Origin of the sequence: Arthrobacter pascens (assembly GCF_030815585.1) — a bacterium.
In the GTDB taxonomy this organism is placed as follows: domain Bacteria; phylum Actinomycetota; class Actinomycetes; order Actinomycetales; family Micrococcaceae; genus Arthrobacter; species Arthrobacter pascens_A.
Window position 1 is genome coordinate 633831 of record NZ_JAUSWY010000001.1, and the last position, 24155, is coordinate 657985.

A 24155-nucleotide genomic window follows, 5' to 3' on the forward strand; every position below is an offset into this window, starting at 1 on the left:
CACTGTGAAAACCGCACGGTATCTTGCGGCAGCTCTGGCGGCAGCCGGAGTGGCGATGCTTGTCGCCGGCCCGCTCTGGGCTGTCATCGACTCGGACATCGGCCGCACGGATGAGAACTTCGGGCTGGGGGATGGCACCGTCCATGGCGAGTGGCTGCCGGGACAGGTCTTCCTGATGATCGCCGGAGCAGTCTTCTGTTTGGCCGCGGTGGCAGCGGCCTTCGTTAGGGGAGGGGCAGAGCTGATGAGTAGAAGGAAAGTTCCGGATGCCGGCCTGAAGCGGATTCTCGCGCTGGGAGCGGCCGCGGGTGTGGCGCTCGTATCGGCGCTGGCCGCTGTGCCTGCCTCGGCTGTTCCGGCGTCTTCCATTCCGCCGCCCGCAGCAACGGAAGAGCCGACGGCGGCTGGTGCCGGAGTCCGCGGTCCAGGCCTCAGCGGTTTTGGCCTCTCAGAGGGCGGCTTCGCGGAGGCCGTCCTGAACGACCTCGGCCTCACTCCCGAAGAATTCGCGGCAGCGGGTGAGCTGGGCAAGCAGGCGGCCGATGCGTCGGCGGGACTCCGCGACGTCCCCGGGTACATTGGAACACGCCTTCAAGGCGGCCGGATCCTGGTCACCGGCAGCGGGCCCGAGCTGGAGGCCAGGGTGGGCGAGCTTAGCAGCACGGTCCCGGCCGTTGAACTGGAGGCACCCCCAGCTGACGCTGAAACAGGCGCCGAAGCTGCCGAAAGCTTAGTACCATCCGTCCCCGCAAGCGGCAAGGAACTGGCCCGCAGCACTCAGCAGCTCTATCAGGCTTACCTCCGTGAGGTTGGGCCCGCCGGCCTTCAGGCGGTGGCCTATTCGGGCGGCCGGTTCGTCATCAGGGCAGGCGGCGTCAATGCCCCCGAAGCAACGCCGCCGGATTCGACAGGCAGCAACGCCACCACCAGCAACGGAACCGTCACTGACGCAACCACCAGTGACGCAACCCCCTCTGACGCCGCCGGCAGGATCTCCGCCGCGGAGTTTGTGGCCCGCTACGCGAACGTGGTGCTCGACGACGGTGCGGAGCTCGCGCCGGAAGCGGACGTCGTGGGCGGGCAGGGGTACTTCGCGGACACCGGGGAAATCTGCTCAACTGGATTTTCGGCGTTCGACCCCGCGGGCCTCCCGTCCGTTCTGACGGCCGGACACTGCTCCAGCGACGGCGCCGCGCAGCAGGCCACGCTGGAATTTCCCCAGTGGAACCCGGCCGGCCTGTTGGGGACCTTCGGGTTCAGCCAGTTCGGCGGACCCGGCAACTCGGCTATTGGCCCCGGGAATACAGGGAACCCGCCGGATCCGGCAAATCCGGGGAACGTGGGGACTGACGTGGCCGTGATCGGGTCGATCCGGGCGGGCCTGGACCCGGAGCCCGCTGCCAGCACCTGGAACGATCCGTCGCTGGCCGGTCCGGACGTGAAAATCATCGGCGCGGCAGCGCCTGTTGTGGGGCAACCGGTCTGCCGGTCCGGCCGTTCGTCGGCGTGGTCCTGCGGGACCATCGATGAGGTAGGCATCTACGTGGTGCAGGGGCGCTCAGCGGATCCGGCGGACCTGAGGGCCTTCACGGGCTTCCTGTCATTCGCCGTGCAGTCCAGCGGCGGCGATTCGGGCGGCCCGTGGCTCAGCGGAAACTACGCGGTGGGGATCCACAGCGCCGGGGACGTTCCAGACGCAAACGGCAACGTCATCAGGAACTTCGCCATCGCCGCGACGCTGGATGACGCCCTGGCCGTTCTTCCCGGCTATCAGCTGGAACTCTTCCTCAACAAACCCGAACTCGTCGCACCGGCAAACCTCACGTTACCGGCAGGGACGAACATCACGGGTCGTGTCCCCGCTGCCCCGGCCTCTGCCGTGGCCGCTAATTCGAAAGTCCGCATCACCGTTGCTGGCCATCAGCCACTCGAGGTGCCCGTGGACGCCGGAGGAAACTGGTCCTTCAAGGCGCCTGAGGCACCCGGGACATTCGCATTCTCGGCGGAAACCGTCAACGGCTTCAGCCGCTCTGGCGGCGTGTCCCTGTCCGCCCTCGTCACTCCGTCATCCCTTTCTGCTCCTACCATCACGACGCCGGCCAGCAACCCGTTGCCGGAGTTGAAGAGCCTTTCGGGAACGGGAACGCCCGGGGCCACCGTTACTCTGTCCGGCGACGTCGCGGGCTCAGGTACCGTCGGCGCGGACGGCCAATGGTCGGTTCCCCTGACCGGCCCGGCAGCTTTCGGGAAGGTGAAAGTGACAGCTGTTGTGTCATACGCCGACCTTGCAGACAGCCAGCCGGCAACCGGAACGTTTACCGTAACCCCGCCAGCCCCTGCCGTATCCAGCATCTCCGACGGACAGCACCTCCGGCAGGACGCCCTTCCGTCAACCATTTCCGGAAGCGGGGTTAATGGCGCAGAGGTGACGGTGTCCATTGATGGGGTTCCCCTGGACGGCGCACCGGTTGGTGGCGGAGTCGGGTCAAGGTCCGTGGCGTCCACTTTTGCGCCGCTAGTCCTGGTGGCCGGCGGTGGATGGAGCGTGCCATTTCCGGCAGAATTGGCCCTTGGCACGCATACGGTCTCAGTCACGCAGGCTGTCGAAGGCGTCACTTCAGCCCCGGCCGCCATCACGTTCGCCATTGATGCTCCGCCGTTGGCAGTCGTCGTGCCAGCTCAGGCGCCGCCTGCCGCCGTGCCTGCCGCAAACGGTGCGCTGGCTCCGGCCGGTGACCTCACCGCCGTCGGGCCGCCGGCGGCCTACCTCGCCAATACTGGCGTAAGCGGAATCATGACGGCAGCCGGGGTCGCGGCGGGTGCGATCGCCGTCGGGGGTTTACTGATGGTGATGGTCAGGCGGCGGAAGAGGCGCGCCCCAAAGCAAGAAACCTAGTCCGGCCGGTCCAGCAGCAGATTGGTGATCCGAAGGGTGCAGAGCCGCTCCCCGCCGTCGTTGGTGATCAGGACCTCGTGGGTGGTGAGGGTGCCGCCCAGGTAGATGGGCGTGGCCGTGATGATGATCTGGCCTTCGCGGGCGGAGCGGTGATGCGTGGCCGAAACGTCCACACCCACCGCGGTCTTGCCCAGCGTGCTGGCGTGGATGACGGCGGCCCACGAACCCACGGCCTCGCCCACCGCCAGGGAAGCGCCCCCGTGCAGCAGCCCGAACGACTGCCTGTTGCCCTCCACCGGCATCGTGGCCACCACGCGCTGCACGGACTCCTCCACGATTTTCACCCCCATCTTCTCGTCGAGTTCACCCAGCGTGATCTTCCACAGTGCGGCGTTCTGCGCTCCGGTGGACGCTGCGTCCCTGGGCTCGGCGGTCATGGGCTCTCCTTGTGGTGTAGCTGAACTTCTAGTGTGCAGCACGGGACATTCATGTACTGTAGTCATATTACCGAACGGACGGTCAGTAATGATCTGGCTGTCCTTGTTTGCCCCCTGTTGGAAGGACCCGTCAACGATGACCACCACCGCAGCAGCCGAAGCCACAGTCGACACCGTAGAGACAGTCCCCAGTTTCGTTCAGGACTCCTGGTGGACGCCCGACGCCGGCTCTGCGGCTTCCGCCGTCCCGGTGCGCGATGCGAGCACCGGTGAAATCCTGGCCAAGGTGAGCACGGACGGCCTGGACCTGGCCGCCGTCGTGGATTACGGCAGGACCACCGGGCAGGAGGAACTGGGCAAGCTGACGTTCCACCAGCGTGCCCTCAAGCTCAAGGAGCTGGCGTTGTACCTGAACGCCCGGCGCGAGCACTTCTACACTTTCTCGGCACAGACCGGCGCCACCAAGATCGACTCGATGGTCGACATCGACGGCGGCATCGGCGTCCTCTTCACCTTCGGCTCCAAGGGCCGGCGCGAGCTGCCCAACTCGCAGGTTGTGGTGGACGGCCCCATGGAGGTGCTGTCGAAGGACGGTTCCTTCGCCGGGGAACACATCTACACACGCATCCCTGGTGTGGCCGTGCAGATCAACGCGTTCAACTTCCCGGTGTGGGGCATGCTGGAAAAGCTTGCCCCCGCCTTCATCGCCGGGGTCCCCACCATCGTCAAGCCCGCCACCCCTACCGGCTATGTGGCCGCCGCAGTGGTCAAGGCGATCATCGAATCCAACATCCTGCCCAAGGGCTCGCTCCAGCTGATTTCCGGTTCGGTCCGCGGCCTCCTGGACGTCCTGGACTACCGCGACCTGGTGGCCTTCACCGGCTCCGCGTCCACGGCACAGTCCCTGAAATCGCACCCCAACGTCATGCAGGGCGGTGTCCGGTTCACTTCGGAAACGGACTCCCTGAACGCGGCCATCCTGGGCCCGGACGCGGTGGAGGGAACGCCTGAGTTCGACGCGTTCATCAAGTCAGTGGTCACCGAGATGACAGTCAAGGCAGGCCAGAAGTGCACGTCCATCCGCCGGACCATCGTGCCGCAGGAGCTGGTGCAGGCCGTAATTGCCGCCATCGGCAAGCGCGTGGATGAGCGCGTGGTCCTAGGTGATCCGCGTGCCGAGGGCGTCACCATGGGTGCGCTTGCGTCCGTCGGGCAACTCGCCGACGTCCGCGCCGCCGTGCAGTTAATGCTCGACGCCGGCGGTGAGCTTGCGTACGGCACGCTCGATTCGCCGTCGGTCACCTCTGCTGATGGAGCCACCGGCGTGGTGAGGCGCGGCGCCTTTATGTCGCCTGTGGTGCTCAGCTGGGATGATCCGGAGGCGGAGGCGATCCACTCGCTGGAGGCCTTCGGCCCAGTGTCCTCAGTCATCGGCTACAAGGACCTTGCCGACGCCGTCCGCCTCGCGGCGCGCGGCGGCGGATCGCTCGTGGCTTCGGTGTGCACCAACGATCCGTCTGTCGCGCGCGAACTGGTGACGGGCATCGCTGCCCATCACGGCCGCGTCCTCATGCTCAACCGCGAGGACGCCCGCAGCTCCACCGGCCACGGCTCGCCGGTCCCGCACCTGGTCCACGGTGGTCCCGGCCGGGCCGGCGGCGGCGAGGAACTGGGCGGCATCCGGTCGGTGATGCACCACATGCAGCGCACCGCCATCCAGGGTTCGCCCAACATGCTCACTGCGGTCACGGGGGTCTGGCACGCCGGTGCGGACCGGAACTTCACCGCCGACACCGAGGGCATGCACCCGTTCCGGAAATCGCTGGAAACGCTGCGGATCGGCGACGCCGTCAGGTCGGGGTTGCGCCAGGTGACGCTGGAGGACATCACCGCGTTCGCCAACTCCACCGGCGACACCTTCTACGCCCACACCAACCCGGAGGCCGCGGAAGCCAACCCGTTCTTCCCGGGCATCGTGGCCCATGGCTACCTGCTGCTGGCCTGGGGTGCGGGGCTCTTCGTGGAGCCTGCACCCGGCCCGGTCCTGGCCAACTATGGGCTGGAGAACCTGCGCTTCATCACCCCCGTGGCCGCCGGCGACTCCATCCGCGTAACCCTCACCGCCAAGAAGATCATCCCGCGCGAGACCGACGAATACGGCGAAGTGTCCTGGGACGCCGTGCTGACCAACCAGAACGACGAAATCGTGGCCACCTACGACGTCCTCACCCTCGTGGAGAAGTAACCCCCACCCGACGCTCTCTCACTTCCTGCCCGTTTTTCACAGACGCTCTCTCACGTTTCATCGGGTTTCCCTGAACCCTCTTGCACCCTGTGAGAGAGGGTTCGGGAAAGGGCTGCAGGAAGTGAGAGAGGGTTCGGGAAAGGGCCGCAGGAAGTGAGAGAGCGTTTGGCGTGCGGCGGCAGGAAGTGAGGGAGGACGCGGTGGGAAGGAATTAGGTAGGGCCTAGGTAGGGTAGTTCCTGTCTGCCGGGGCGTAAAATTTGCTCCGTAGGAGGTGGCCAAATGACACTAGTTATGAAGACAGCCACTACCATCCTGCCAGTCGATGATGCAGCGCGCGCCCGCAGCTTTTACACGGACGCCTTGGGGCTCCCGCACCGGGGAATGACAGATGATGGAAGCGAATTATTCGGCGACGCCGGCGGCCCGATGCTGCAGCTGATGCCTGTCTCGGACGGTAAACACTCCGAGCACACCGCCCTGAGCTTTGAGGTGACTGACATCGAACGGACCGTCCGGGACATGGAGGCCAAAGGCGTCCGGTTCCAGGATTACGATCTGCCAAATCTCAGGACGGAGAACCACATCTGTACCACGGACTCCGAGAAGTGCGCGTGGTTCATGGATACGGAACACAACATCCTCTGTGTCCACGAGAGCCTGGGCACGCAGGCTGAGTACCAGCTCTGACGCGCCGGTAAACCCGCAAGACCACAAGAAAGGTGCGGCCCGGTTCCCCGGGACGCACCTTTCCGAGGCGTCAGGTGTTCGCGCCGCCATGCAGCCCGTCGTCGCTGCTGTCCATAGTGGGCCCGCCGGGCGGGACGTTGTAGGTGTCCGGCAGGATGCCGTTGACCTGCTCCTCGATCAGCGCCTGTTCTTCGCTGAAGGTGATCTCGCTGGCTTCATCGCCTGCGTCTCCGGGAGCACCCTCCCGGAAGGCTGAAGGGTCAGGGACGATGAATCCCGGGTCTGCTTCATCGTTGGGCTGGTTCATGACGTAACCGTCCTCTCTGGTAGCACTGACTTATCTGGTGGTGTTGCTTGCGGGCCGTTCAATGAGTTCAACCTTGACGTCCAGGCTCTGGTCCTCCCGTTTCATCTTGAATCCAACATTGTCGCCAGGGTTGCGGTTCCTGAGTTCGGCCAGGAGCTTTTCGGGGCTGTTCAGCTCTACCCCTTCCATGGATTCCAGAACGTCGCCCGGGCGGATACCGGCTTGCCCGGCTGGGCCGGCTTCGTCGACGGACAAAACGACGACGCCGGCGCTGACGCTGATGCCCAGCTGCTCGCCAATCTGCGGAGTCAGTTCGCCCGGAGTCAGACCGAGATAGGCATGCTCGGCCGTGCCGTCTGCCAGAAGCTCCTCAGCCACTTCCACAGCTGTCGCCGCCGGGATGGCGAAGCCCAGGGCCACCGCACCCGCCTGGGGAGGAATGTAGGCCTCGCTGATGCCCACCACCTCGCCGCGCATGTTGATCACGGCGCCGCCGGAGTTGCCGGGACTGATGGGCGCATCGGTCTGGATCAGGTCCACCAGGGACAGGCTGGTGGAAGCCGAGTCCGGAATTGACCGGTGAAGGCCGGAGATGATGCCCGCGGTGGCAGTGTTTTCAAAGCCCAGGGGAGAGCCCAGCACAATGGCGCCTTCGCCCACTTTGGGCAGTGTGGCTTGGTATGTGGGCTTCGGCAGGCCTGTGCGGTTGGCCTGGATCAGGGCAAGGTCCGTCACGGCATCCGTCGCCCTCACGGTCCCGGCCACCCTCTGGCCGTCGGCGAAGCCCACTTCCACCTGGGTTGCACCGCTGACCACATGCTCGTTCGTGAGGATCAGTCCATCTTCGGAATACACCACACCGCTGCCCAGGCCGCCGTCGGTAAAGATGGTGACCACGGACGGTGCCAGGTTTTCCACGATCTGCGGAATCCCTCCGGCCAGGTCCGGGGCGGGGCTCTCCGGCACAGGATTATCGGCGCCAGCGCTCGCCGAGGCGTTGCCGCCGGTGGCAGGGGAAGCGGGCGGGCCACTCGGCGACGGTGCAGGGGCCGGCGCGGTACACGCGCCCAAACACAACGCTGCAATAAGCAGGAAGGCGCTGGCCGCGGCCGCGTGCCACCCAGTGCGGTGGTGGACGGAACTGGCGGACGGGCCCATCGACACAACCTTTGGCGGATGCTGGCTTTCCTCTACCGTAGCCCCGCAGATGGGAAGCCGCCACTGCCAAAACTACCCTAAAACACCCCTAAATCGGGCCCCTAAGGCTGCGCGTGCAGCCCGTCGAACGCCATGGTGATAACGTCGTCGGCCAGCCTTTCCGGAGAGAGGGAACCGCCCGGTTTGTACCATTCCACGATCGAGTTGATGGTGCCGAACAGCAGCCGGGTCACGGTGCGGGGGTCAATGTCCTGGCGCAGGGAGCCCTCATCGCGGGCCGCCGAAATCAGCCCCGCCACCTTATGGTCGAACGCGCGTCGCCGTTCCAAGGCATTCCGTTCGATGTCGGTGTTCCCGCGAAGCCTCAGGAGCAGCGTGACAAACGGGAGCCGCTCCACCAGGACCGCCACCGTCCGGCGGAGGACAAACTCCAGCCGGGCGTCAGCCGCCCCTGAGGTGGCCTCCGGCTCCTCCAGGATGGCCTCCAGGCCGCCCAGGGCGTGGTCCAGGGCAAGCTTGAGGAGGTCGCCTTTGGACGGCACATGGTGGTAGATGGCGGACTTGGAGATGCCCAGGTTCTCAGCCAGGATCCCCATGGACGTGGCGTCGTAGCCATGCCGGTTGAAGACGTCGACGGCGATCAGCAGCACCGACTGCTGGTCATAACCGGGGCGGCCGCGTTTGGTGGGTGCTGCAGTACTGGGCATCTCGCTGGTACGGGGCATAGTGGCTAGTTTCTCATGAACGGTCGGTCAGCCGGCGCAGGCTACCCCTTGGGGCGCAGGTCGTAGATCCGGCGCAGCTTGCCGTTGGATCGCTCCAGCGAGCCGGGCTCCACCACGTCCACGGCGCACGAAGAACCCACGTGGATCTTGATCTGTTCCTTCAGGGCGCGGGCCGCCGTCGAACTCTGCTCCGGTGTCACGTTGTCCCGGCGTTCGATCCTGACCGTCAGCTGGTCCATCCGTTGCCCTTCGGGGCGGGTGAGTTCCAGCTGGAAGTGCGGGCTGAGCTCTGGGATGCGCAGCGCGATTTCCTCGATCTGGGACGGGAAAAGGTTCACGCCGCGGAGGATGATCATGTCGTCGCTGCGGCCGGTGATGCGGCCCATCCGGCGGTGCGCGGGGCGGGCGGTGCCGGGGAGCAGGCGGGTGAGGTCCTTGGTGCGGTAGCGGATGATGGGCAGCGCTTCCTTGGTGAGTGAGGTGAACACGAGTTCGCCGTGTTCGCCGTCGGGCAGCACATTCTCCTTGCCCACTACGGGGTTGAAGGCATCGATGATTTCGGGACGGAAGTGGTCCTCCCAGATGTGGCTGCCGTCCTGCGTCTCCACCGCCTCGCCGGCAACGCCGGGGCCCATCACTTCGGACAGGCCGTAGATGTCACACGCCTTGATGTTCATGGTCACTTCGAGTTCGTGCCGCATCTCCTGCGTCCACGGCTCGGCGCCCAGCACGGCAAACTTCAGGGACGTGGACGTGGGGTCGATGCCCATGTGCGCCATGGCATCGGCGATGGTCAGCAGGTATGTGGGGGTGCACAGGATGGCGTCCGGCTCGAAGTCCTGGATGAGCTGGATCTGGCGTTCAGTCTGCCCGCCGGACATGGGGATCACGGTGCAGCCCAGCGCTTCGGCGCCGGCGTGGGCGCCCAGGCCGCCGGTGAACAGGCCATAGCCGTAGGCGTTGTGGACCTTCATCCCCGGCCGGACGCCGGACGCGCGGAGGCAGCGGGCCACCAGTTTGGCCCAGTCGGCCAGGTCCTGCTTGGTGTACCCGACGACGGTGGGCCGGCCGGTGGTGCCGGAGCTTGCGTGGACGCGGGCTACGTCGCTCTGCGGGACCGCGAACATGCCGAACGGGTATTCGGCGCGCAGGTCTTCCTTGGTGGTGAACGGAAAGTTGCCCAGGTCCGAGAGGTCGCGCAGGTCCGTGGGGTGGATGCCGGCGTCGTCGAACTTGCGCTTGTACAGCGGCACGCGGTCGTAGGCGTAGGCCACCGTATGCTGCAGGCGGCTGAGCTGGAGGGCTTCCAGCTCGTCGCGGGAGATGGTTTCCTCCCGGTCCAGGACAGGTGAGTCCAGGACAGGGGAGTCCAGCACGGCGTCGCCGGGCACCGGGGCGGCCGGAGTTGCGGGGGTTTCGGGGACGTGAAGCGTCATGGTTTCCTACTTCTTGGGGATGGTGCGGCTGCGTCCGCGGAACTCAGCGATGAGTTCGCCTGGCTTTTCGGAATCAGGCTGCGCGTCGGCGTCGGCGGCGAAAATCTGGATATCGTACAGTCCGCTGCGCCCGGCGCTGGAGCGGCGGTCCGCGACGGCGGTGATCACCTGACCACGGTAGGCAGGCTTGAGGAAGTTAATGTCGACGCCGGCGGCAACAGTGATGCTGTCTGCCTCGTCGGGGGCAGGGTGGGCCGGGTTGCAGGCCAGCGCGAAGGCGGAATCGGCGAAGGCGAAGATCATTCCGCCGTGTGCCATGCCGAAACCGTTGAGCATTTCCTGGCGGAGTTTCATGCGAATGGTGGCATGGCCGTCGCTGATGGCCAGGACCTGGATGCCCATCCATTCGGAGGCATAGTCGTTTTCCAGGATCGCGTGGGTGGCCCCGGACACTATTGATTCAGCCATGCGTCATTGCCTCCAGCTTTATTTACCGAATGTTCATTAGGTAATCCCATGGAGGGGGTCGGTGTCAAGTGTCGGACGGCGTTTCGAGAACCGATAGACCAGTCCAACGCACGGTGCTAGCTTGCCGATCACGGTGGTTCTGAAACGGGGAAGAACGGAATGCTTGGCCAGGAATGTACGTCAGTCCTCCGTCGGGGATGGCCAGGCGTTATCCTCTGGGCTCTTCTGGTGATCGCGTCCGTCGTCCTGATGGTCACTGGCCTATGGAGGTCGATGTTCATCCTGGGATACCAGCCGATACCGGAATTTGTGGAGGATGCACGCGTCGGCAACCTGTATCTGCTGGGCGGCTCCGCAGCGTCGCTCGCAGCAGCGGTCTGGTCGTTCCGTCGGGGCCATCCGCATTGGGTTACGGCGTGCGTGGCAGCGCCTGCAGTCGTGGTTGGTGGCGTTGCCCTGGTGTGGCCATACAGCATGTTGCGGCAACTCGTCGCCCTATTGGCCTTGCCAGGTGCAATCGCTGGAACGGTCGGCGGCCTCCTGGATAGGGGTTACCGCCGAACCGGGAAGGCGGTGGTTCCACAGCAGTATCAGGGCCACGGATCCGCACCTGCCAAAACCAACACCATTGCCACCGCCGCACTCATCACATCGTTCTTCATCGGGCCGGCCGGCGTCATCCTGGGGCACATCGCCCTGCACCAGATCAAGACCACGCGTCAAGGCGGCCGGGGGCTGGCCATAGCCGCACTCGTCGTCGGCTACGCGTCCATGTTCGTCGTCTCGTACATCACCATCGGCCTCTTTTCATCACAGGGCCATAGCGGCTGACTGCTACGCCCGCGGGCCCGCCCGCAATTCGCGGCAGGCGAAACCCGACCGGGAAGTGCAAGGATGGGGAGGAACTGCACCAGCACAGCAAAGGGCGGACCATGGCCAAAGGCATTTACGTGAGCGCAACCACCCCGGGCTCCGGGAAGTCACTCGTGGCACTGGGCCTTGCAGACACCCTGCACCGGCACGCTGACCGGATCGGCTTCTTCAAGCCCGTGGTCCTCGGTCCCGACGCGATGAACGACCCGATGGTGGCGTTGATGAAGTCACGCTTCGAGCTCGACGACCACCGCTGCCGGGGCGGCCTGACCTTCGCTGAGGTCCGGGCATTGCTTGCTGAAGGAAAGCGGGCCGAGATCGACGGCAGGTGCGTGGAGATCTTTGCCGAAATATCCCGCCACTGCGACGTGGTAATCGTGGAGGGGACGGACCTCACCGGCCAGGACGCCGCCGTCGAGTTTGACCTCAACGCCCGCCTGGCCAACAACCTGGCCGCGCCCGTTGTAGCCGTGGTGGGCGCGAAGGGGCGCACGGTCGCGGAGGCGGCGGCCGCAGTCCAGGTTGCCCGCAAGGAGCTCGCCGCAGGGAAGTGCGCGCTGCTGGCCATCATGGTGAACCGCGCTGATCCCGCCGATGTGGAGGCCATCGCCGCCGAGATAAAGCCCGGGGCGTCCGGCCGGCCGGTGTATGTCCTGCCCGAGCTGGAGGAGATCGCCCGGCCCACCACCGGCGAGGTGGCCGCCGCCCTGGGCGTGCGCCAGATCGCCGGCCGCGCCGACATGGAACGCGATGTGCGGGACATCAAGGTGGCGGCCATGAACGTGGGCAACTTCCTGAACGTGCTGGACGAGGGTGCCCTGGTGATAGTCCCCGGAGACCGCGCGGACGTGATGGTGGCTTGCCTGGCCTCGTCATTCTCACCGGAGTTCCCTGTGCCGTCGGCCCTGATCCTCACGGGCGGCCTGGCTCCGGACGCCAACATCTATCCGCTCCTGGCGCAGGCGCCGTTTCCCGTATTTGCCGCGAGCGAGGACACCTACACCACCGCGCGCCGCGTGTCCGAAGTACGGAGCGAGATCTGGTCCGGGCACCGGCGCAAGGTGGCGTCCGCGCTGGGGCTCTGGTCAAGGCGCGTGGACGAGGCCGAGCTGATGGAACGGCTCCACCTGCCGCGGGCCGAGCGGATGACGCCGCTGCGGTTCCTGCACGACCTCATCGAACGGGCCAGGTCGCAGCGCCGGCACGTGGTGCTGCCGGAGGGTACGGACGTCCGGATATTGAGGGCGGCCGAGATCCTGCACCGCCGGGACGTCTGCGATCTCACGCTCCTGGGGCGGGAATCGGACGTGCGGGAACTGGCAGCGGCACGGGGCATCGACCTGTCCGGGATCAACATCGTGGACCCGGCCACGTCAGTGCTGCGGCAGGGCTTCGCGGAGAAGTACGCCGAGCTCAGGGCGCACAAGGGCGTGGATCTGGCCAAGGCGCTGGAGATCATGCAGGACGGCAGCTACTTCGGCACCATGATGGTCCAGCTGGGTGTGGTGGACGGCATGGTGTCCGGGGCCGCGCACACCACGGCCCACACCATCCGGCCGGCGCTGGAGTTCGTGAAAACCCGGGACGGCGTGAAGATCGTGTCTTCCGTATTCCTCATGCTGATGCCGGACCGGGTGCTGGTCTATGGCGACTGTGCGGTCAACCCTGACCCCAATGTGGAGCAGCTGGCGGACATCGCCCTGGCCTCCGCCGAAACTGCGGCCCAGTTCGGTGTGGAGCCGCGGGTGGCAATGCTGTCCTATTCCACCGGCGGGTCAGGCTCGGGTGAGGCCGTGGACGAAGTGCGGCAGGCCACCGGACTGGTGCGTGAACGCCGCCCGGACCTCGCCGTCGAAGGCCCCATCCAGTACGACGCCGCCGTGGACGCGTCCATCGCTGAATCCAAGATGCCGGGATCCTCGGTGGCCGGGCAGGCCACCGTTTTCATCTTCCCGGACCTTAACACCGGCAACAACACGTACAAGGCGGTGCAGCAGAGTTCCGGTGCTGTCGCCGTCGGGCCTGTGCTGCAGGGCCTGCGGAAGCCGGTCAACGACCTCTCCCGCGGCTGCACGGTGGAGGACATCGTGAACACTGTGGCCATCACGGCAATCCAGGCGCAGGCGACGGCTTAGGTGCCCTCGGCGCTGCGCATGCTCTGCGTCAGCCCGGGGTGAGGACGCAGAACTCGTTGCCCTCCGGGTCGGCGAGGCACACCCATGGCACATCGCCCTGGCCGACGTCGGCGTCAGTGGCGCCCAGAGCCCGCAGCCGGGCCACCTCTGCCGCTTGATCATCACCTGCGTACGGCCTCAGGTCGAGATGGACACGGTTCCACACGGTCTCCTTGCCGGGCCTGCGAAGCAGCTCCAGGTAGGGCCCGACACCCTTGGCCGAACGCAGCCTCGCATGGTCGTCGTCCACCTCGTGCAGGGTCCAGTCCGTCGCTTCGCTCCAGAACCGGGCCATGGCCCGCGGATCCGAGCAGTTGACCACCACTGTGGCGATCGGCCCGGTGTCCTTGTAGATCTCCCGGGGCTCCAGCACGCAAAATACGTTGCCCTCCGGATCGGCCAGGACCGTCCACGGAACGTCACCCTGGCCCACGTCGGCGGGCGTCGCACCGAGCTCCAACAGCCGGGCGACCAGTTCCTCCTGATGGGCCGCAGAGGTGGTGGCGAGATCGAGGTGCGCGCGGTACCTCACCGTCTCCGGGTCCGGGACGGTGACCACATCGATGCAGACGGCGGAGGGGTCCGGCCAGGCGAAGCCCACAGGTTCAACGTTGGTCACACCGGGTCCCTCGCTGGAAACACCCCAGCCGAGGGCGTCCGCCCAAAACCGGCCGAGGGCTGAGTCATCCCGAGCCTTGAAATTCACCTGAACAAGTCGCAGCGCCATACCGCCAAACCCTATATCCAGCTAATACCCGGTATGGGAGACACGCGCTAGCTGTTTTCGGGGCTTGCCAGGCTCTCCGGATCCTCCTGTTTGGCCGGCTCGTCTGACAGTCCCAGCGGGGTGAGGTCCAGGTCTTCGGGATCCTTGGGCGGCTTGGCAGCTTCCCCTACTTCGGCGGCCTTCACTTCTCCGGTATCGTCCAGCGCCGGGTTGGCGCCCTCGACGACGGTGGGGTCCGGCTTGGCGGTTTCGGTGTGGGTGGGCTTGGGCTCGGTGTTGTCTGGCTGAGTGGTGTCGTTCGTCATGGAAAGTCCCTCTTTGCGTGTTGCGTCGGCGTCCTACGTCCCGGCTGCCTGAAGCGGCCGGTTGTGGAGCGCTTGCCCGACGACTCTAAGCGCAGCCGCCGGGCTTTCGCAACGGCCCGGATTTAACCCTGCCGGGCTTTTAAGCGGGGGTTCTTTTTGTTGATGACGAAGGTGCGCCCGCGACGGCGGACTACCTGGGCGCCGGGAATCTTCTTGAGGGCACGCAGCGAATTTCTTACCTTCATGGGTTTGCTCCTTTTGTTGAGGCCAGATGGGTTGTTGAGGCCAGTTGATAACGCGACGTGGGCTGAGGGCAGTTCAGTTCAGGGTCAGTGGCTTGGGTCCAGCTGGAACGGATCGGTCAACCCGGCAAAGCCGGCTTCCATTTTCGGCATCGGTAAGTTCGCATCCGGCGAGAAGCTGCGCGATTTCGTCTGGGTCCATGTCCTCGCCGGTTGCGGCGAGTACACTCCCGCGGTCGCCATGCTCCGGATGCCAGTCCAGGTGCGCGTCCAAATACTTCAGGGGATCCGATGCCGGACCGGCATCCTGGTCTGCCAGCCAGGGCCCGGTGTTTTCCAGCCATACGCGCGGTCCGATGCCTTGGATTGCGATCCGGCAGCGTGGCGCGGCTGCGATCCACAGCCGGCCCCGCAGCCAGCAGCATCCCTCGGCCAGCGAGATGAGGGCTTGCCGGAACCGGTCGGGGTGCAGTGGGCGCTCAGCCCGGTGGGTCACCGTGGTGAAGGGCGAGGCCGATGCTCCGGCGGGGATCCGAATTGAACCGGGCATTGTCCTGCTCAGGGCGTCCTGGTAGTCGTGGCGGCCCGGCCGGATATCGTCGGCATTGCCGGCCACGTCTGCGTGCGGCGCCAGTTCCCTGATGAGCTGGACGCCCCGGAGGCGCAGGGCAGGGTCAACCGGAAGGAGGTCCACTTCGGCCAGCAGAACCGTGTCACTGAATGCCAGTTCCCCGATGAGGAATTCGCCGGCCGTCCGCTGGTCCTCCGGGACCGGCGTGAACCCGGATTCGAACAGCGTGTGGTGGTCCCAGATATGGTCCTCCAGCGCATCTGGTGCGCAAGCCAGTACCGCCGAATCAACCGTGACCGGACGGGACAGCCCCCGCCTGAGGGCCCCGATGGCTGACTCAGATGAGACTGCCGGAGGGAGGCCGATGATGACATGCTCCTCCCCGCGGGCCATCAGCTGTTCGATGGTGGGCACCACATCAAGCCGCACCGTGCAACTCAGGCAGCCGTGCTTCAGGTGTGTCTCATGGCGCTCGATGATCTTCGAATGGCCGGACACGCGGCGGATGACAAGGCCGTTCTCCAGCAGATCGTGGAGGACCACCAGGGCCCGGGGATTCGCGGCCGCCATGGCCTCGCAGGCCTGCTGGCGGCACAGGGTGTCGAGCGAGCTGATAACGGTGAGATGCATGCCGTTGAGTCTAATGAGAATGATTCTCAAATACAACCCGAGCCATGTGGTTGGGTAGCATCACTGTCATGTCATCCGCCATGATCACCACCGCGTTCATTCCCGTGAGTGACCCGTCCGTCGCCGCACGCTGGTACAGCCAGATCCTAGGCCTGGACATCCTTGCCCTGGACAACTGGAGTGCGGTCCTGGGGGACGGTGCAGGCAGCACGTCGCTGACGTTGCTTGGGCCGGAGAGCGGCATCAAGGCCACACCCGGACTCAAGTGGGCCACCTGCAACTTTTTGGTCCAAAACCTGGCCGGCAAACGTGCAGAGCTTGAACGGCAGGGTATCCCGGTCGGCGCCGTTGAAGGATCGGCCGACGTCTGCCTCTTTTTCACACTCGCAGACCCCGACGGCAACACGCTGCTGCTGACCGACCGTTAGCCCGGCAATTTATAGTGGGTCCTACCGCAGTAGCAAGGCTCAGGAGGCCACCATGCTTGTGCTCGTCATCAATTCCGGCTCGTCTTCGCTCAAGTACCAGGTGCGCGATGTCGCCGCCGGCAGTGTGCTTACCGAAGGGCTGATCGAAAAGATCGGTATGGGCAACGGCGGTGACGGGGACGGCGAGATTGAGGGCCCCCGGGACCATGCGGCGGCGCTGGAGCAGGTGGACGCCGCCATCCACGGGGAACTCGGGGACCTTGAGCTTGGGGCCGTCGGCCACCGTGTGGTGCACGGCGGGGAGCGGTTCGCCGAGCCGGTGCTGATCGATAATGAGATCACCCGCGCCATCGAACGTCTCAACCCGCTGGCGCCGCTGCACAATCCCGCCAACGTCCTCGGGATCCGTGCCATCACCAAAAAGTGGCCGGCCCTCCCGCAGGTGGCCGTGTTTGATACCGCCTTCCACCGCACCCTGCCCGAGCACGCCTGGCGCTACGCCGTACCGGACGAGCTCTACACGAACCACGGCATCCGCCGCTACGGCTTCCATGGCACCTCGCACGAATACGTCACGCACCGCGCCGCCGCGCTGCTGGACGTTCCGGTGGAAGAGTTCGACGGCGTGATCGCCCACCTGGGGAACGGCGCCTCCGTCACGGCCATCCGGGGCGGCAAGTCCGTTGACACGTCCATGGGCTTCACCCCGCTGGAGGGCCTGGTGATGGGCACCCGCTCGGGGGACCTGGACCCGTCCATCCTGGTGTTCCTGGGCAGGGCAGGCTGGAGCCCTGAGGACATCGACACCATGCTCAACCGCGGCTCCGGCCTGAAGGGGCTGGCCGGCAACAATGACATGCGCTCGGTCGTGGAAGCCTCCGAGGCCGGTGATGCCAGGGCTTCGATGGCGCTCGCCGTCACGTCCTACCGGCTGGCAAAGTACATCGGCGGGTACCACGTGGCGGTAGGCGGCGCGAAGGCCCTGGTGTTCACCGCGGGCATCGGCGAGAACTCCCACCAGTTCCGCGCCCAGGTGGCTGAGCGGCTGGGGGCGTTGGGCATAGAGCTCGACGCCGGCCTGAACAGTGAGCGGTCCAGGGAACCACGGGTGATTTCCACCCCGGAGTCCGCTATCCCGGTCCTGGTGGTGCCCACCGACGAAGAGCAGGCCATCGCGGAGGCGACTGCCGCCGTCGTCGGTTCATCGGCTGCTCCGTAGCCGCTCTTTTGAGGGCTCAGAACGGCGGATTTGGAGCAATCGATCGGGCATGGCGTAGTCTCTGTGGATGCCGGACATCACCCTGCCCATCCGCACGGAGCGGCTGATTCTCCGCCGTTTCGAAGGCCGAGACCTGGACGCCTTCCATGGCTACCATTCAATGCCGGAGACGGCCCGTTTCCTGCCGGGACCGGCCAAGACCTACACGCAGTCCATGGAACGGGTGGGCAAGTACGCCAACTTCGTCTTTGAAAAGGAAGGCGACTGGGTGTGCCTGGCCATCGAGGCCAAGGGGTCGGCGGGCCTGCTGGGCGAAATGGTGCTCAAATGGCTCCCGGGCCGCGGGCAGGGCGAGGCGGGCTGGACCCTGGCGCCCGGAGCGCGCGGCAAGGGCTACGCCACCGAGGCCGCGGAAGGCGTGCTCAAGCTGGGGTTCGAGGAGCTGGGGTTCCACCGGATCGAAGCCCGCCTGGATGAGCTCAACACCGCTTCCGCCGTGCTGTGCGAACGGCTGGGCATGCGGCTGGAAGCCCGGCTGGTGGACAAATGGCACTACAAAGGCCAGTGGGCCACCGAGCTGGTCTACTCCATCCTGGAGAAGGAATGGCGCACGCGCGGCTGAGCCTGACTGAACCGCGGCCCTCCTACGCGCCAGCCTGATACGTCCCGTACTCCGGAAGCCCTGCCGACTCATAGACCAGAATCGCGAGGCCGCCCGGCGTCGTCGTGCTGCGGGCCAAACGCAGCCCCGCCGGGGCACCTCCCTCCGGAAACAGCCGCCTTCCGTTTCCAACCACCACGGGGGCAACCACCAGCCGCACCTCGTCAACCAGGCCCGCGGCCAGGAGCGACTGGGACAGCCTGGCACTTCCGTGGATCTGTAGCTCCCTGCCGGGCTGCCGCTTCAGCTCTGCCACCTGCGCCGGGACGTCTCCGGACAGGACAGTCGTCGGCGCCCAGGAAGCCTCCACCGGGCCGCGGGAGGCGACGTACTTCTGGATGCCGTTCATCGTTTCGGCGAACGGATCATCGGGGTCCGTGATCTTCGGCCAGTCCCTGGCAAAGTTGTCGTAGGTGCGGCGGCCAAACAGCAAAGCGTCGGCCCCGCTGAGCCAGTCCGCAGCCTGTTGGACGAACTCCTCGTCCATGTGGGGGACCAGCCAGCCACCTTGGGTGAAGCCGTCGCTGGTGTCCTCATCGGGGGACCCCGGACCCTGCGAAACGCCGTCCAAAGTCACGAACTCCGTGAGTGTCAGTTTCATGGTGTGGTGCCTCTCGGGGTCGGGTCAGCAGACGGGTGCACCACGGACAGTCTCCCACTGCGGCGCTCATGTACTGGTCGTCGGTTCCAAAATCGCCCGCCCTGCGTGGTTTCCGTAATGGGCCTCACGCGTGCTGAATACGGGCATGCCATCTTCCAGTGGAAGATGGCGCCGTGGACCACAGCAAGCCGCCTAGGACCATCCAGGTCACTCCGAAGGGAATGACAAGGAGAATCAGCTCGTTCTGATCGTTGTGGACGAGCAGCAATAGAGTTGTCAGGATCAACATTGCTCCTGACCACGGAGGCAAAACCCGGGACCTCATCAGTCCTGCGCCAGTGACCGCGAAGGCCAACATGGCCAAGAGAAGGGCAGCAAAGCCTGCCCACCAGAAGACGTTAGCCAACGCTACGCCGATGAACAGTGAGACCGCAGCGACGAGGGCGGCTATCCGCACCATTCGCGTTCCCCGGCCCTCGAAACGGTGCATCCAGAAGAGGCCAAACGCGGTCGCAATCATCAACCCCAGGGCCGCCAGGATCAGGGTTGACTCCAGTGGTCCAGCGGCGCGGTAACTTTGGCCAACACATTCTTCGACGATGCAGCCTCTGGGTTTCAGGTTCATGAGGAGTGCGTACGCGACCAGAAGAAGCCCGCCCAGAACTGCGCAAATGGCAGTTCCACGAACAGCGCCCGGATTCGCCCCTGATGAATCCCGCGTGTCCCCTGTTTCTTGGGCCATCGGCTGTTCCATGGTCCTTCTCCCATCGATTGTTTCGGGCGTCGTCGCGGAGTTTGAGCTGTGGCCTGACGTAAGACCCTCGTGTGCCCGTCCTTCGCTTGGCTGCCTTGTTTTTGTGTAGATCTTTTTTGGTCGAACGATGACTCCGTGCACCCTGCCCTCCGGCGGCACGAAGCCTTTATCGGGCTGTTAGCGGGACGTTGATCCGCCGGAATTTCTACAGCTCCGGAGAACCCATGAGTAATTTGCTGGGATCAAGTAGCTTCCGGATTCCGCGCCCAGACTGCGTCGGATATAGCGATTCGGGAGGGTGCGCACAGACATGGCGTCCTTCTCTGTTGCGAAGTCGCGGGCGTCCCAGCGCCGAACCGCGAAATCATCCGATGTTACCGGCGCGAATAAGTGTTTCTTAGATTGGCCCGGCCACTGGATTGTGTCAATACGATTGCCGAATAGACCCTCACGGTCACCGCTGCTGCCGCCGCCGAAAAATGCCCCGGTCGGAGCTTCATCGATAGAAGGATGTCGTCCAAGTCTGGAGGTTTGCTCTAATACGGCGCGTGTTAGCCCTTCAGCGCGGCGTTCGTGCGGGCGGGGGGCGTGAGCCACAGTCATTTACAAGCACCAGGCCGAAAGGCCACAATGAGTCGCATCAGAGCCTCCGACGCTGGGTGAGGGCACCACCTGCGGCAGCGATCTCCCGCAGCCAACAACCTGAGGAGTACTCATGACCATCCTGAAATTGACGTCCGAAGCGGAGGCCTCCGGCCTGAAGGCTGAAATCTACGCCGACGATGTCCGCTCGCTCGGCTACGTACCAAGCCACACCAAGGCCATGAGCCTGAACCCGGAAGCCTACCTGGCGTGGGAATCCTTGACGAGGGCCATTAGTTCTTCCCTGGGCCTTCGCCGCTATGAATTGGTAACCCTCGCTGCGGCCCAAGTCATTGGTTCTTCCCACTGCAGGCTGGCACACGGGAAAAAGACACTTAAGGTCATCGACGAAGACCAACTGTTGGCCATAGCCCGAGACTTTCACGACGCAGGCTTATCTACCGCTGAGGTGGCCATGATGGACTATGCGGTGAAGCTCAGCAGTGATGCGGCCGCCATGACTGACGACGACGCCCGGCAGTTGCGCGACCTCGGCTCCAGCGACCGCGAAATCGCTGACATCACAATGGCGGCTGCGGCCAGGAACTTCTACAGCCGGTCCTTGCTGGCCCTAGCTGTGGACCTTGACGTCCCCGAGGGGCTGAGTCAGGACTTGCAGGATGCGCTGTTGGCGCCCCTGCCGCGGGCCCATCCGTCCAAACATTCCCGTGGTTGAGCACGGTCGGGGCGTACCGCACCGCCAGTAGTGCGGGCGGTGTTTGATTGAGGATCGCGACGGCCAACTCAGGGCCGACTCGGGAACGGCGCTGCCACCGACAGCGGGCACCCGTTCAGCAGGCGGCCATAGCCCAGGTCCGGAAGTGCCCAGCGCCCGCCCCCGCCGCTCTCTGAGGCACGCTCCCACGCAAAGCATGTTCGTTACATGGCCAACTCCAAGTTTATCCGCGCCTCTTGTGGCCGCCATGACGACGCCCATTGACTGCCGGGGGTGCCGGGGCCAAGATGGCGCTGTCCTTATCTGCCAGCCAAGCCGCGCCGGTACAAGGCGTGTCCAAAGGAGAACACGATGCCCACCGTAGAAGAAAGCATCTACATTGCCCTCCCTCCGCAGGAAGTCTTCAATTTCCTGTCGAAGAGCGAGAATTTCCCCGTCTGGGACTCGTCGGTTGTACATGCCGAAACGATCGGGGACGAGCCCGTTGGGCTGGGCACACGGGCCAAGGGCACCAGCAAGATTGTCGGAAAGAAATTTGACTGGACCCTGGAAGTCGGGGAATTCCAGCCTCCCGGCCGCCTTGTATCCCGCTCGGTGGACGGAACGCTGGAATTCACTGTCACCAGCACCTTTGAACCGGAAGGCGACGGCACCCGCCTCACCTATCGGATCGATGCGGAGTCCGGCCTGGGCGGCGTGTTCGGCAAACTGGCCGACCGGTTCGTGGAAAAAGCCCAGGCCCGGACGGTCCGCGCCAACCTTGAGACGCTTGCCGAGCTGCTGTCCGAGCACCCTGAGCTTGGCCGGGAGGGCTGATCGCCCGCACCTGCCTGCCTCCTAGGTGGGAGTGATGCTCGGTTGCGGTTCCGCCGCCGGTCCCGTTTCCGCGGGCGCGGGATCAGCAGTCTCTACAGGAGTCCCATAGCTGGGCACGGCCGACGGCGACGGGTCGCCCGGCGCTGGCTGAGCTGGTTGGCCTGTGGCGGGGGCGGTGGCTGGCCCGGTCCCTGCCGGGGCAGGTGCCGTGGCGGGCGCCTGGGAGCCGGCGGAACCGGAGGATGACTGTATGCCAGCACCATCCGTGGGAGCCGGCGTAGACGCGCCCGTGGACGTTCCGGACTTCGTGGCGCTCGGGTCTGCCCGGATGAGGGCGGCGATCTGCTCCTTATACCCGGAGAGCTTGGCCTGGATCTCGGAGAGCGGCACGTTCTGGATGTTCCTGCCATACTCGGCAATCTCGGCCCAGAGTGTCGTCAGCCGGGCCATGCCGTCCTCGCTCAGCGGTCCATCCAGGGTGAGGACCAGCTGGCTGGCCAGTGCGTAGGTGAGGCATTGCAGGCAGTTGTAGTTCGCCGCCGCGGCCAGGTTCTCCGGCACCACGACGTCCACCTGGCCCACGACCAGCACCACCTGGAATCCCACAGCCACCGCCGCGCAGCCCGTGCAGCTGGCAAAGGCATAGGCCTCGTTAGTCGTGTCGACGGGTTCGCCGTCCTCCGCCCACACAAGTGCGAAGGCCACACTGTAGGCCACCGAACCGTCCGTGGTGTTGACCGCCAGCGCCTGGTTGTCGTCAGGCTCCGCCGCGTCAGGCCGGTTGAACGGGAACACCCAGGAGGGCGCCGGACTGGCACCGGCGGCCGGAGCCTCGGCCTGGGTGCCGGATGGTGCGGCTGAAGCCTCCATACCTGATGCTGGCACCAGCACCATGCTCAGTTGCGGATTCTCGCGCGTGGGCATTTTCGCGCCCGACGGCCACAGGGCCACAGTCATGCCGGACGCGCCCTCCCGGAGTGCGGTTCCGGATGGCGGTAGAACTGAAGCGGTGGCGTCTGCCAGCGTTCCGCGTTCGTACGGCTGCACCGGACGGTACGTCCCGCCGTCGGGCCACCAAGCCCATGCGAGCCCGGCCAGCAGCGCCGCGGTGGCAGCCATGGCTGCACCACGCTGCAGCACTTTGCCACGAGTCTTTTGCCAAAGCGCGGTGGTCAGCTGCTTCAGGAGGCGCAGCAGAATGTAAAGCATTCCCAGCATCGGAAGTGCGACGGCGGCGATCGCCAAGGCGCGCACTGCAGCGCCCGCGAAGTCCCCGGCGGAGAGGCTACCGGACAGCAAGGACTGCTGGTTCGAGGCGCTCGCCCAAGCTGTGCCGACCAGCCGCGGCAACGCGATCACCATCATCACCAGGCTGAACAGCAGAAGCGGCACTGTGACCAGTACCCAGATGGTGACCAGGGCCTGTGCCCACGGTTTGAGGACGTTGGCTTCGGGATTTCCCCGGCGCCAGGGCAGGAGCCCCAGGAGGGTGGGCTTGATGCGCCGGAACAGGTCAGGGACACCTGTGGCGTCGGCCAGGATGTGGTAGCCATCAAACCGGACCAGGGGCAGCAGTTGCCGGACCATCTGGAGGACCTGCGTGACCACCACCAGCAGCAGGGCGTCGAAACCGGTGGCCCACCAAGTCCCCATAATGGCCACGGCCACAATGGCATTGAAGTACAGACCGCCCAGGTCAGTGCGGAGCCGGCCGCCGCGGCCCAGACGGTAGGAATCCGTGACGTCCGTGTAGAACGCAGGCCAGATCAGGTACAGGCCGGCACCCATGGCGCCCGGGGTGGCGCCGCCCTTGCGTGCAGCCGCCGCGTGTCCGAACTCGTGGAATCCGGCGGAGAGCAGGGTGATGGCGAAGATCAGCAGCAGCAGGAAGGGATTCGCGAACGCCTCGTGCGTGGCGGAGCCCAGTCCCTTCACCATCAGCACCCACCAGCAGGCGGCCAGGAACGCAGCCGTCACGGCCACCACGATCAGCGGGTTGAATAGGGCTGCAAAAGGGGCCGTGAGCTTGCGGGTGCGCTCCGGATCCGTCACCGTGTAGCGGAAGCGCATGCCCAGCAGCGGGTCAGCCTTCCGGACTTCCGGTTGGGACCCGTCAGCCAGCTGGAGCAGGCCCATCGGCATCAGCTGGGAGTCGATCAGCGTGCGGACATTCCCGGCGCTGACCAGTCTCCCGGAGCCGGCGCTGGCATATTCAGCGATCTCCGCCAGGCCGCGGGTGCCGTCTGCCGCCTCCAGTACCAGATAGAGCAGCTGCGTCAGCTGCAGGGTCTGGCCGTCCGCGCGGCGCACCAGGGAGGGTGCCTCGCGATAGCCCGAACCCTGCGATTGCCCAATGAGCTGGACGCCGTCAGCCCAGACCGGCACGGGGGGCGTGCTGTCGGCATCGGCAACAGAGGGCGACGGCGGCGGGCCCGCCTGTGGAGGTGGCCCGCCCTGCGCGGTGGACACCTGTGA

23 protein-coding genes are annotated in these 24155 nt (G+C 65.6%); 10 read left to right on the forward strand and 13 right to left on the reverse strand.

Annotation, left to right across the window (positions count from 1 at the left end; genetic code table 11):
• Window positions 1-4 precede the first annotated feature (4 nt).
• Complete coding sequence (locus QFZ30_RS02965; RefSeq protein ID WP_307073325.1) at window positions 5-2896, forward strand: trypsin-like serine protease; 2892 nt, start codon at window positions 5-7, stop codon at window positions 2894-2896.
• Here the strand turns inward: QFZ30_RS02965 and QFZ30_RS02970 are convergent.
• The gene (locus tag QFZ30_RS02970) at window positions 2893-3333 is read right to left on the reverse strand and encodes a PaaI family thioesterase (protein WP_307073327.1); all 441 of its coding nucleotides are present in this window, start codon (window positions 3331-3333) and stop codon (window positions 2893-2895) included. The genes QFZ30_RS02965 and QFZ30_RS02970 overlap by 4 nt on opposite strands.
• A 136-nt stretch (window positions 3334-3469) precedes the next feature.
• Here QFZ30_RS02970 and paaZ point away from each other — a divergent pair, with 136 nt between their 5' ends.
• Both paaZ and QFZ30_RS02980 read left to right on the forward strand, forming a co-directional pair.
• Window positions 3470-5578 carry a phenylacetic acid degradation bifunctional protein PaaZ gene (paaZ, locus tag QFZ30_RS02975; RefSeq protein ID WP_307073329.1) on the forward strand — a complete coding sequence of 703 codons (2109 nt, stop codon included), beginning with the start codon at window positions 3470-3472 and terminating at the stop codon, window positions 5576-5578.
• Window positions 5579-5859: 281 nt separating this feature from the next.
• Window positions 5860-6267: a VOC family protein gene (locus tag QFZ30_RS02980; protein ID WP_307073333.1), complete on the forward strand. Its 408-nt coding sequence runs from the start codon at window positions 5860-5862 to the stop codon at window positions 6265-6267.
• Between the two features lie 70 nt (window positions 6268-6337).
• Here the strand turns inward: QFZ30_RS02980 and QFZ30_RS02985 are convergent, their stop codons facing one another.
• The 5 genes from QFZ30_RS02985 to QFZ30_RS03005 form a co-directional block, all read right to left on the reverse strand.
• On the reverse strand, window positions 6338-6574 hold the full coding sequence (locus QFZ30_RS02985) for a hypothetical protein (protein WP_307073335.1): 237 nt from the start codon (window positions 6572-6574) through the stop codon (window positions 6338-6340).
• 30 nt (window positions 6575-6604) lie between these two features.
• Window positions 6605-7732 carry a S1C family serine protease gene (locus QFZ30_RS02990; protein ID WP_307073337.1) on the reverse strand — a complete coding sequence of 376 codons (1128 nt, stop codon included), beginning with the start codon at window positions 7730-7732 and terminating at the stop codon, window positions 6605-6607.
• A gap of 101 nt (window positions 7733-7833) precedes the next feature.
• On the reverse strand, window positions 7834-8439 hold the full coding sequence (locus QFZ30_RS02995) for a TetR/AcrR family transcriptional regulator (RefSeq protein WP_307080015.1): 606 nt from the start codon (window positions 8437-8439) through the stop codon (window positions 7834-7836).
• Between the two features lie 59 nt (window positions 8440-8498).
• Window positions 8499-9893: a phenylacetate--CoA ligase PaaK gene (gene paaK / locus QFZ30_RS03000; RefSeq protein ID WP_307073339.1), complete on the reverse strand. Its 1395-nt coding sequence runs from the start codon at window positions 9891-9893 to the stop codon at window positions 8499-8501.
• Between the two features lie 6 nt (window positions 9894-9899).
• Window positions 9900-10361, reverse strand: a complete 462-nt coding sequence (locus QFZ30_RS03005) for a hotdog fold thioesterase (RefSeq protein WP_307073341.1) — start codon at window positions 10359-10361, stop codon at window positions 9900-9902.
• A 228-nt stretch (window positions 10362-10589) separates the two neighbouring features.
• On the opposite strand from QFZ30_RS03005, the gene QFZ30_RS03010 reads away from it, so the two are divergent.
• The gene (locus QFZ30_RS03010; RefSeq protein WP_307073343.1) at window positions 10590-11192 is read left to right on the forward strand and encodes a DUF4190 domain-containing protein; all 603 of its coding nucleotides are present in this window, start codon (window positions 10590-10592) and stop codon (window positions 11190-11192) included.
• A 101-nt stretch (window positions 11193-11293) separates the two neighbouring features.
• Window positions 11294-13369 carry a phosphate acetyltransferase gene (pta, locus tag QFZ30_RS03015; protein WP_307073346.1) on the forward strand — a complete coding sequence of 692 codons (2076 nt, stop codon included), beginning with the start codon at window positions 11294-11296 and terminating at the stop codon, window positions 13367-13369.
• 28 nt (window positions 13370-13397) lie between these two features.
• Here the strand turns inward: pta and QFZ30_RS03020 are convergent, their stop codons facing one another.
• From QFZ30_RS03020 to QFZ30_RS03035, 4 genes are all read right to left on the reverse strand, one after another.
• Complete coding sequence (locus QFZ30_RS03020) at window positions 13398-14135, reverse strand: VOC family protein (protein ID WP_307073348.1); 738 nt, start codon at window positions 14133-14135, stop codon at window positions 13398-13400.
• Between the two features lie 47 nt (window positions 14136-14182).
• On the reverse strand, window positions 14183-14440 hold the full coding sequence (locus tag QFZ30_RS03025) for a hypothetical protein (RefSeq protein ID WP_307073350.1): 258 nt from the start codon (window positions 14438-14440) through the stop codon (window positions 14183-14185).
• 122 nt (window positions 14441-14562) lie between these two features.
• Window positions 14563-14685, reverse strand: a complete 123-nt coding sequence (gene ykgO / locus QFZ30_RS03030) for a type B 50S ribosomal protein L36 (RefSeq protein ID WP_307073352.1) — start codon at window positions 14683-14685, stop codon at window positions 14563-14565.
• A 73-nt stretch (window positions 14686-14758) separates the two neighbouring features.
• Window positions 14759-15883, reverse strand: coding sequence for a GTP-binding protein (locus tag QFZ30_RS03035; protein ID WP_307073354.1), 1125 nt, complete (start codon window positions 15881-15883; stop codon window positions 14759-14761).
• Between the two features lie 68 nt (window positions 15884-15951).
• Between QFZ30_RS03035 and QFZ30_RS03040 the strand changes: the two genes are divergently transcribed.
• The 3 genes from QFZ30_RS03040 (at window position 15952) to QFZ30_RS03050 (ending at window position 18152) form a co-directional block, all read left to right on the forward strand.
• On the forward strand, window positions 15952-16311 hold the full coding sequence (locus tag QFZ30_RS03040; protein ID WP_307073356.1) for a VOC family protein: 360 nt from the start codon (window positions 15952-15954) through the stop codon (window positions 16309-16311).
• Between the two features lie 52 nt (window positions 16312-16363).
• Complete coding sequence (locus QFZ30_RS03045; RefSeq protein ID WP_307073358.1) at window positions 16364-17530, forward strand: acetate kinase; 1167 nt, start codon at window positions 16364-16366, stop codon at window positions 17528-17530.
• Window positions 17531-17597: 67 nt separating this feature from the next.
• Window positions 17598-18152: a GNAT family N-acetyltransferase gene (locus QFZ30_RS03050; RefSeq protein ID WP_307073360.1), complete on the forward strand. Its 555-nt coding sequence runs from the start codon at window positions 17598-17600 to the stop codon at window positions 18150-18152.
• A 22-nt stretch (window positions 18153-18174) separates the two neighbouring features.
• Here QFZ30_RS03050 and QFZ30_RS03055 read toward each other — a convergent pair whose 3' ends face one another.
• Window positions 18175-18792 carry a dihydrofolate reductase family protein gene (locus QFZ30_RS03055; protein WP_307073363.1) on the reverse strand — a complete coding sequence of 206 codons (618 nt, stop codon included), beginning with the start codon at window positions 18790-18792 and terminating at the stop codon, window positions 18175-18177.
• 124 nt (window positions 18793-18916) lie between these two features.
• The gene (locus tag QFZ30_RS03060) at window positions 18917-19417 is read right to left on the reverse strand and encodes a hypothetical protein (protein WP_307073364.1); all 501 of its coding nucleotides are present in this window, start codon (window positions 19415-19417) and stop codon (window positions 18917-18919) included.
• Between the two features lie 844 nt (window positions 19418-20261).
• On the opposite strand from QFZ30_RS03060, the gene QFZ30_RS03065 reads away from it, so the two are divergent.
• Window positions 20262-20864, forward strand: coding sequence for a carboxymuconolactone decarboxylase family protein (locus tag QFZ30_RS03065; protein WP_307073366.1), 603 nt, complete (start codon window positions 20262-20264; stop codon window positions 20862-20864).
• A 351-nt stretch (window positions 20865-21215) separates the two neighbouring features.
• Window positions 21216-21680, forward strand: a complete 465-nt coding sequence (locus tag QFZ30_RS03070; protein ID WP_307073368.1) for an SRPBCC family protein — start codon at window positions 21216-21218, stop codon at window positions 21678-21680.
• Window positions 21681-21701: 21 nt separating this feature from the next.
• Here QFZ30_RS03070 and QFZ30_RS03075 read toward each other — a convergent pair whose 3' ends face one another.
• Window positions 21702-24149, reverse strand: coding sequence for a M50 family metallopeptidase (locus QFZ30_RS03075; RefSeq protein WP_307073370.1), 2448 nt, complete (start codon window positions 24147-24149; stop codon window positions 21702-21704).
• Between the last annotated feature and the right edge of the window lie 6 nt (window positions 24150-24155).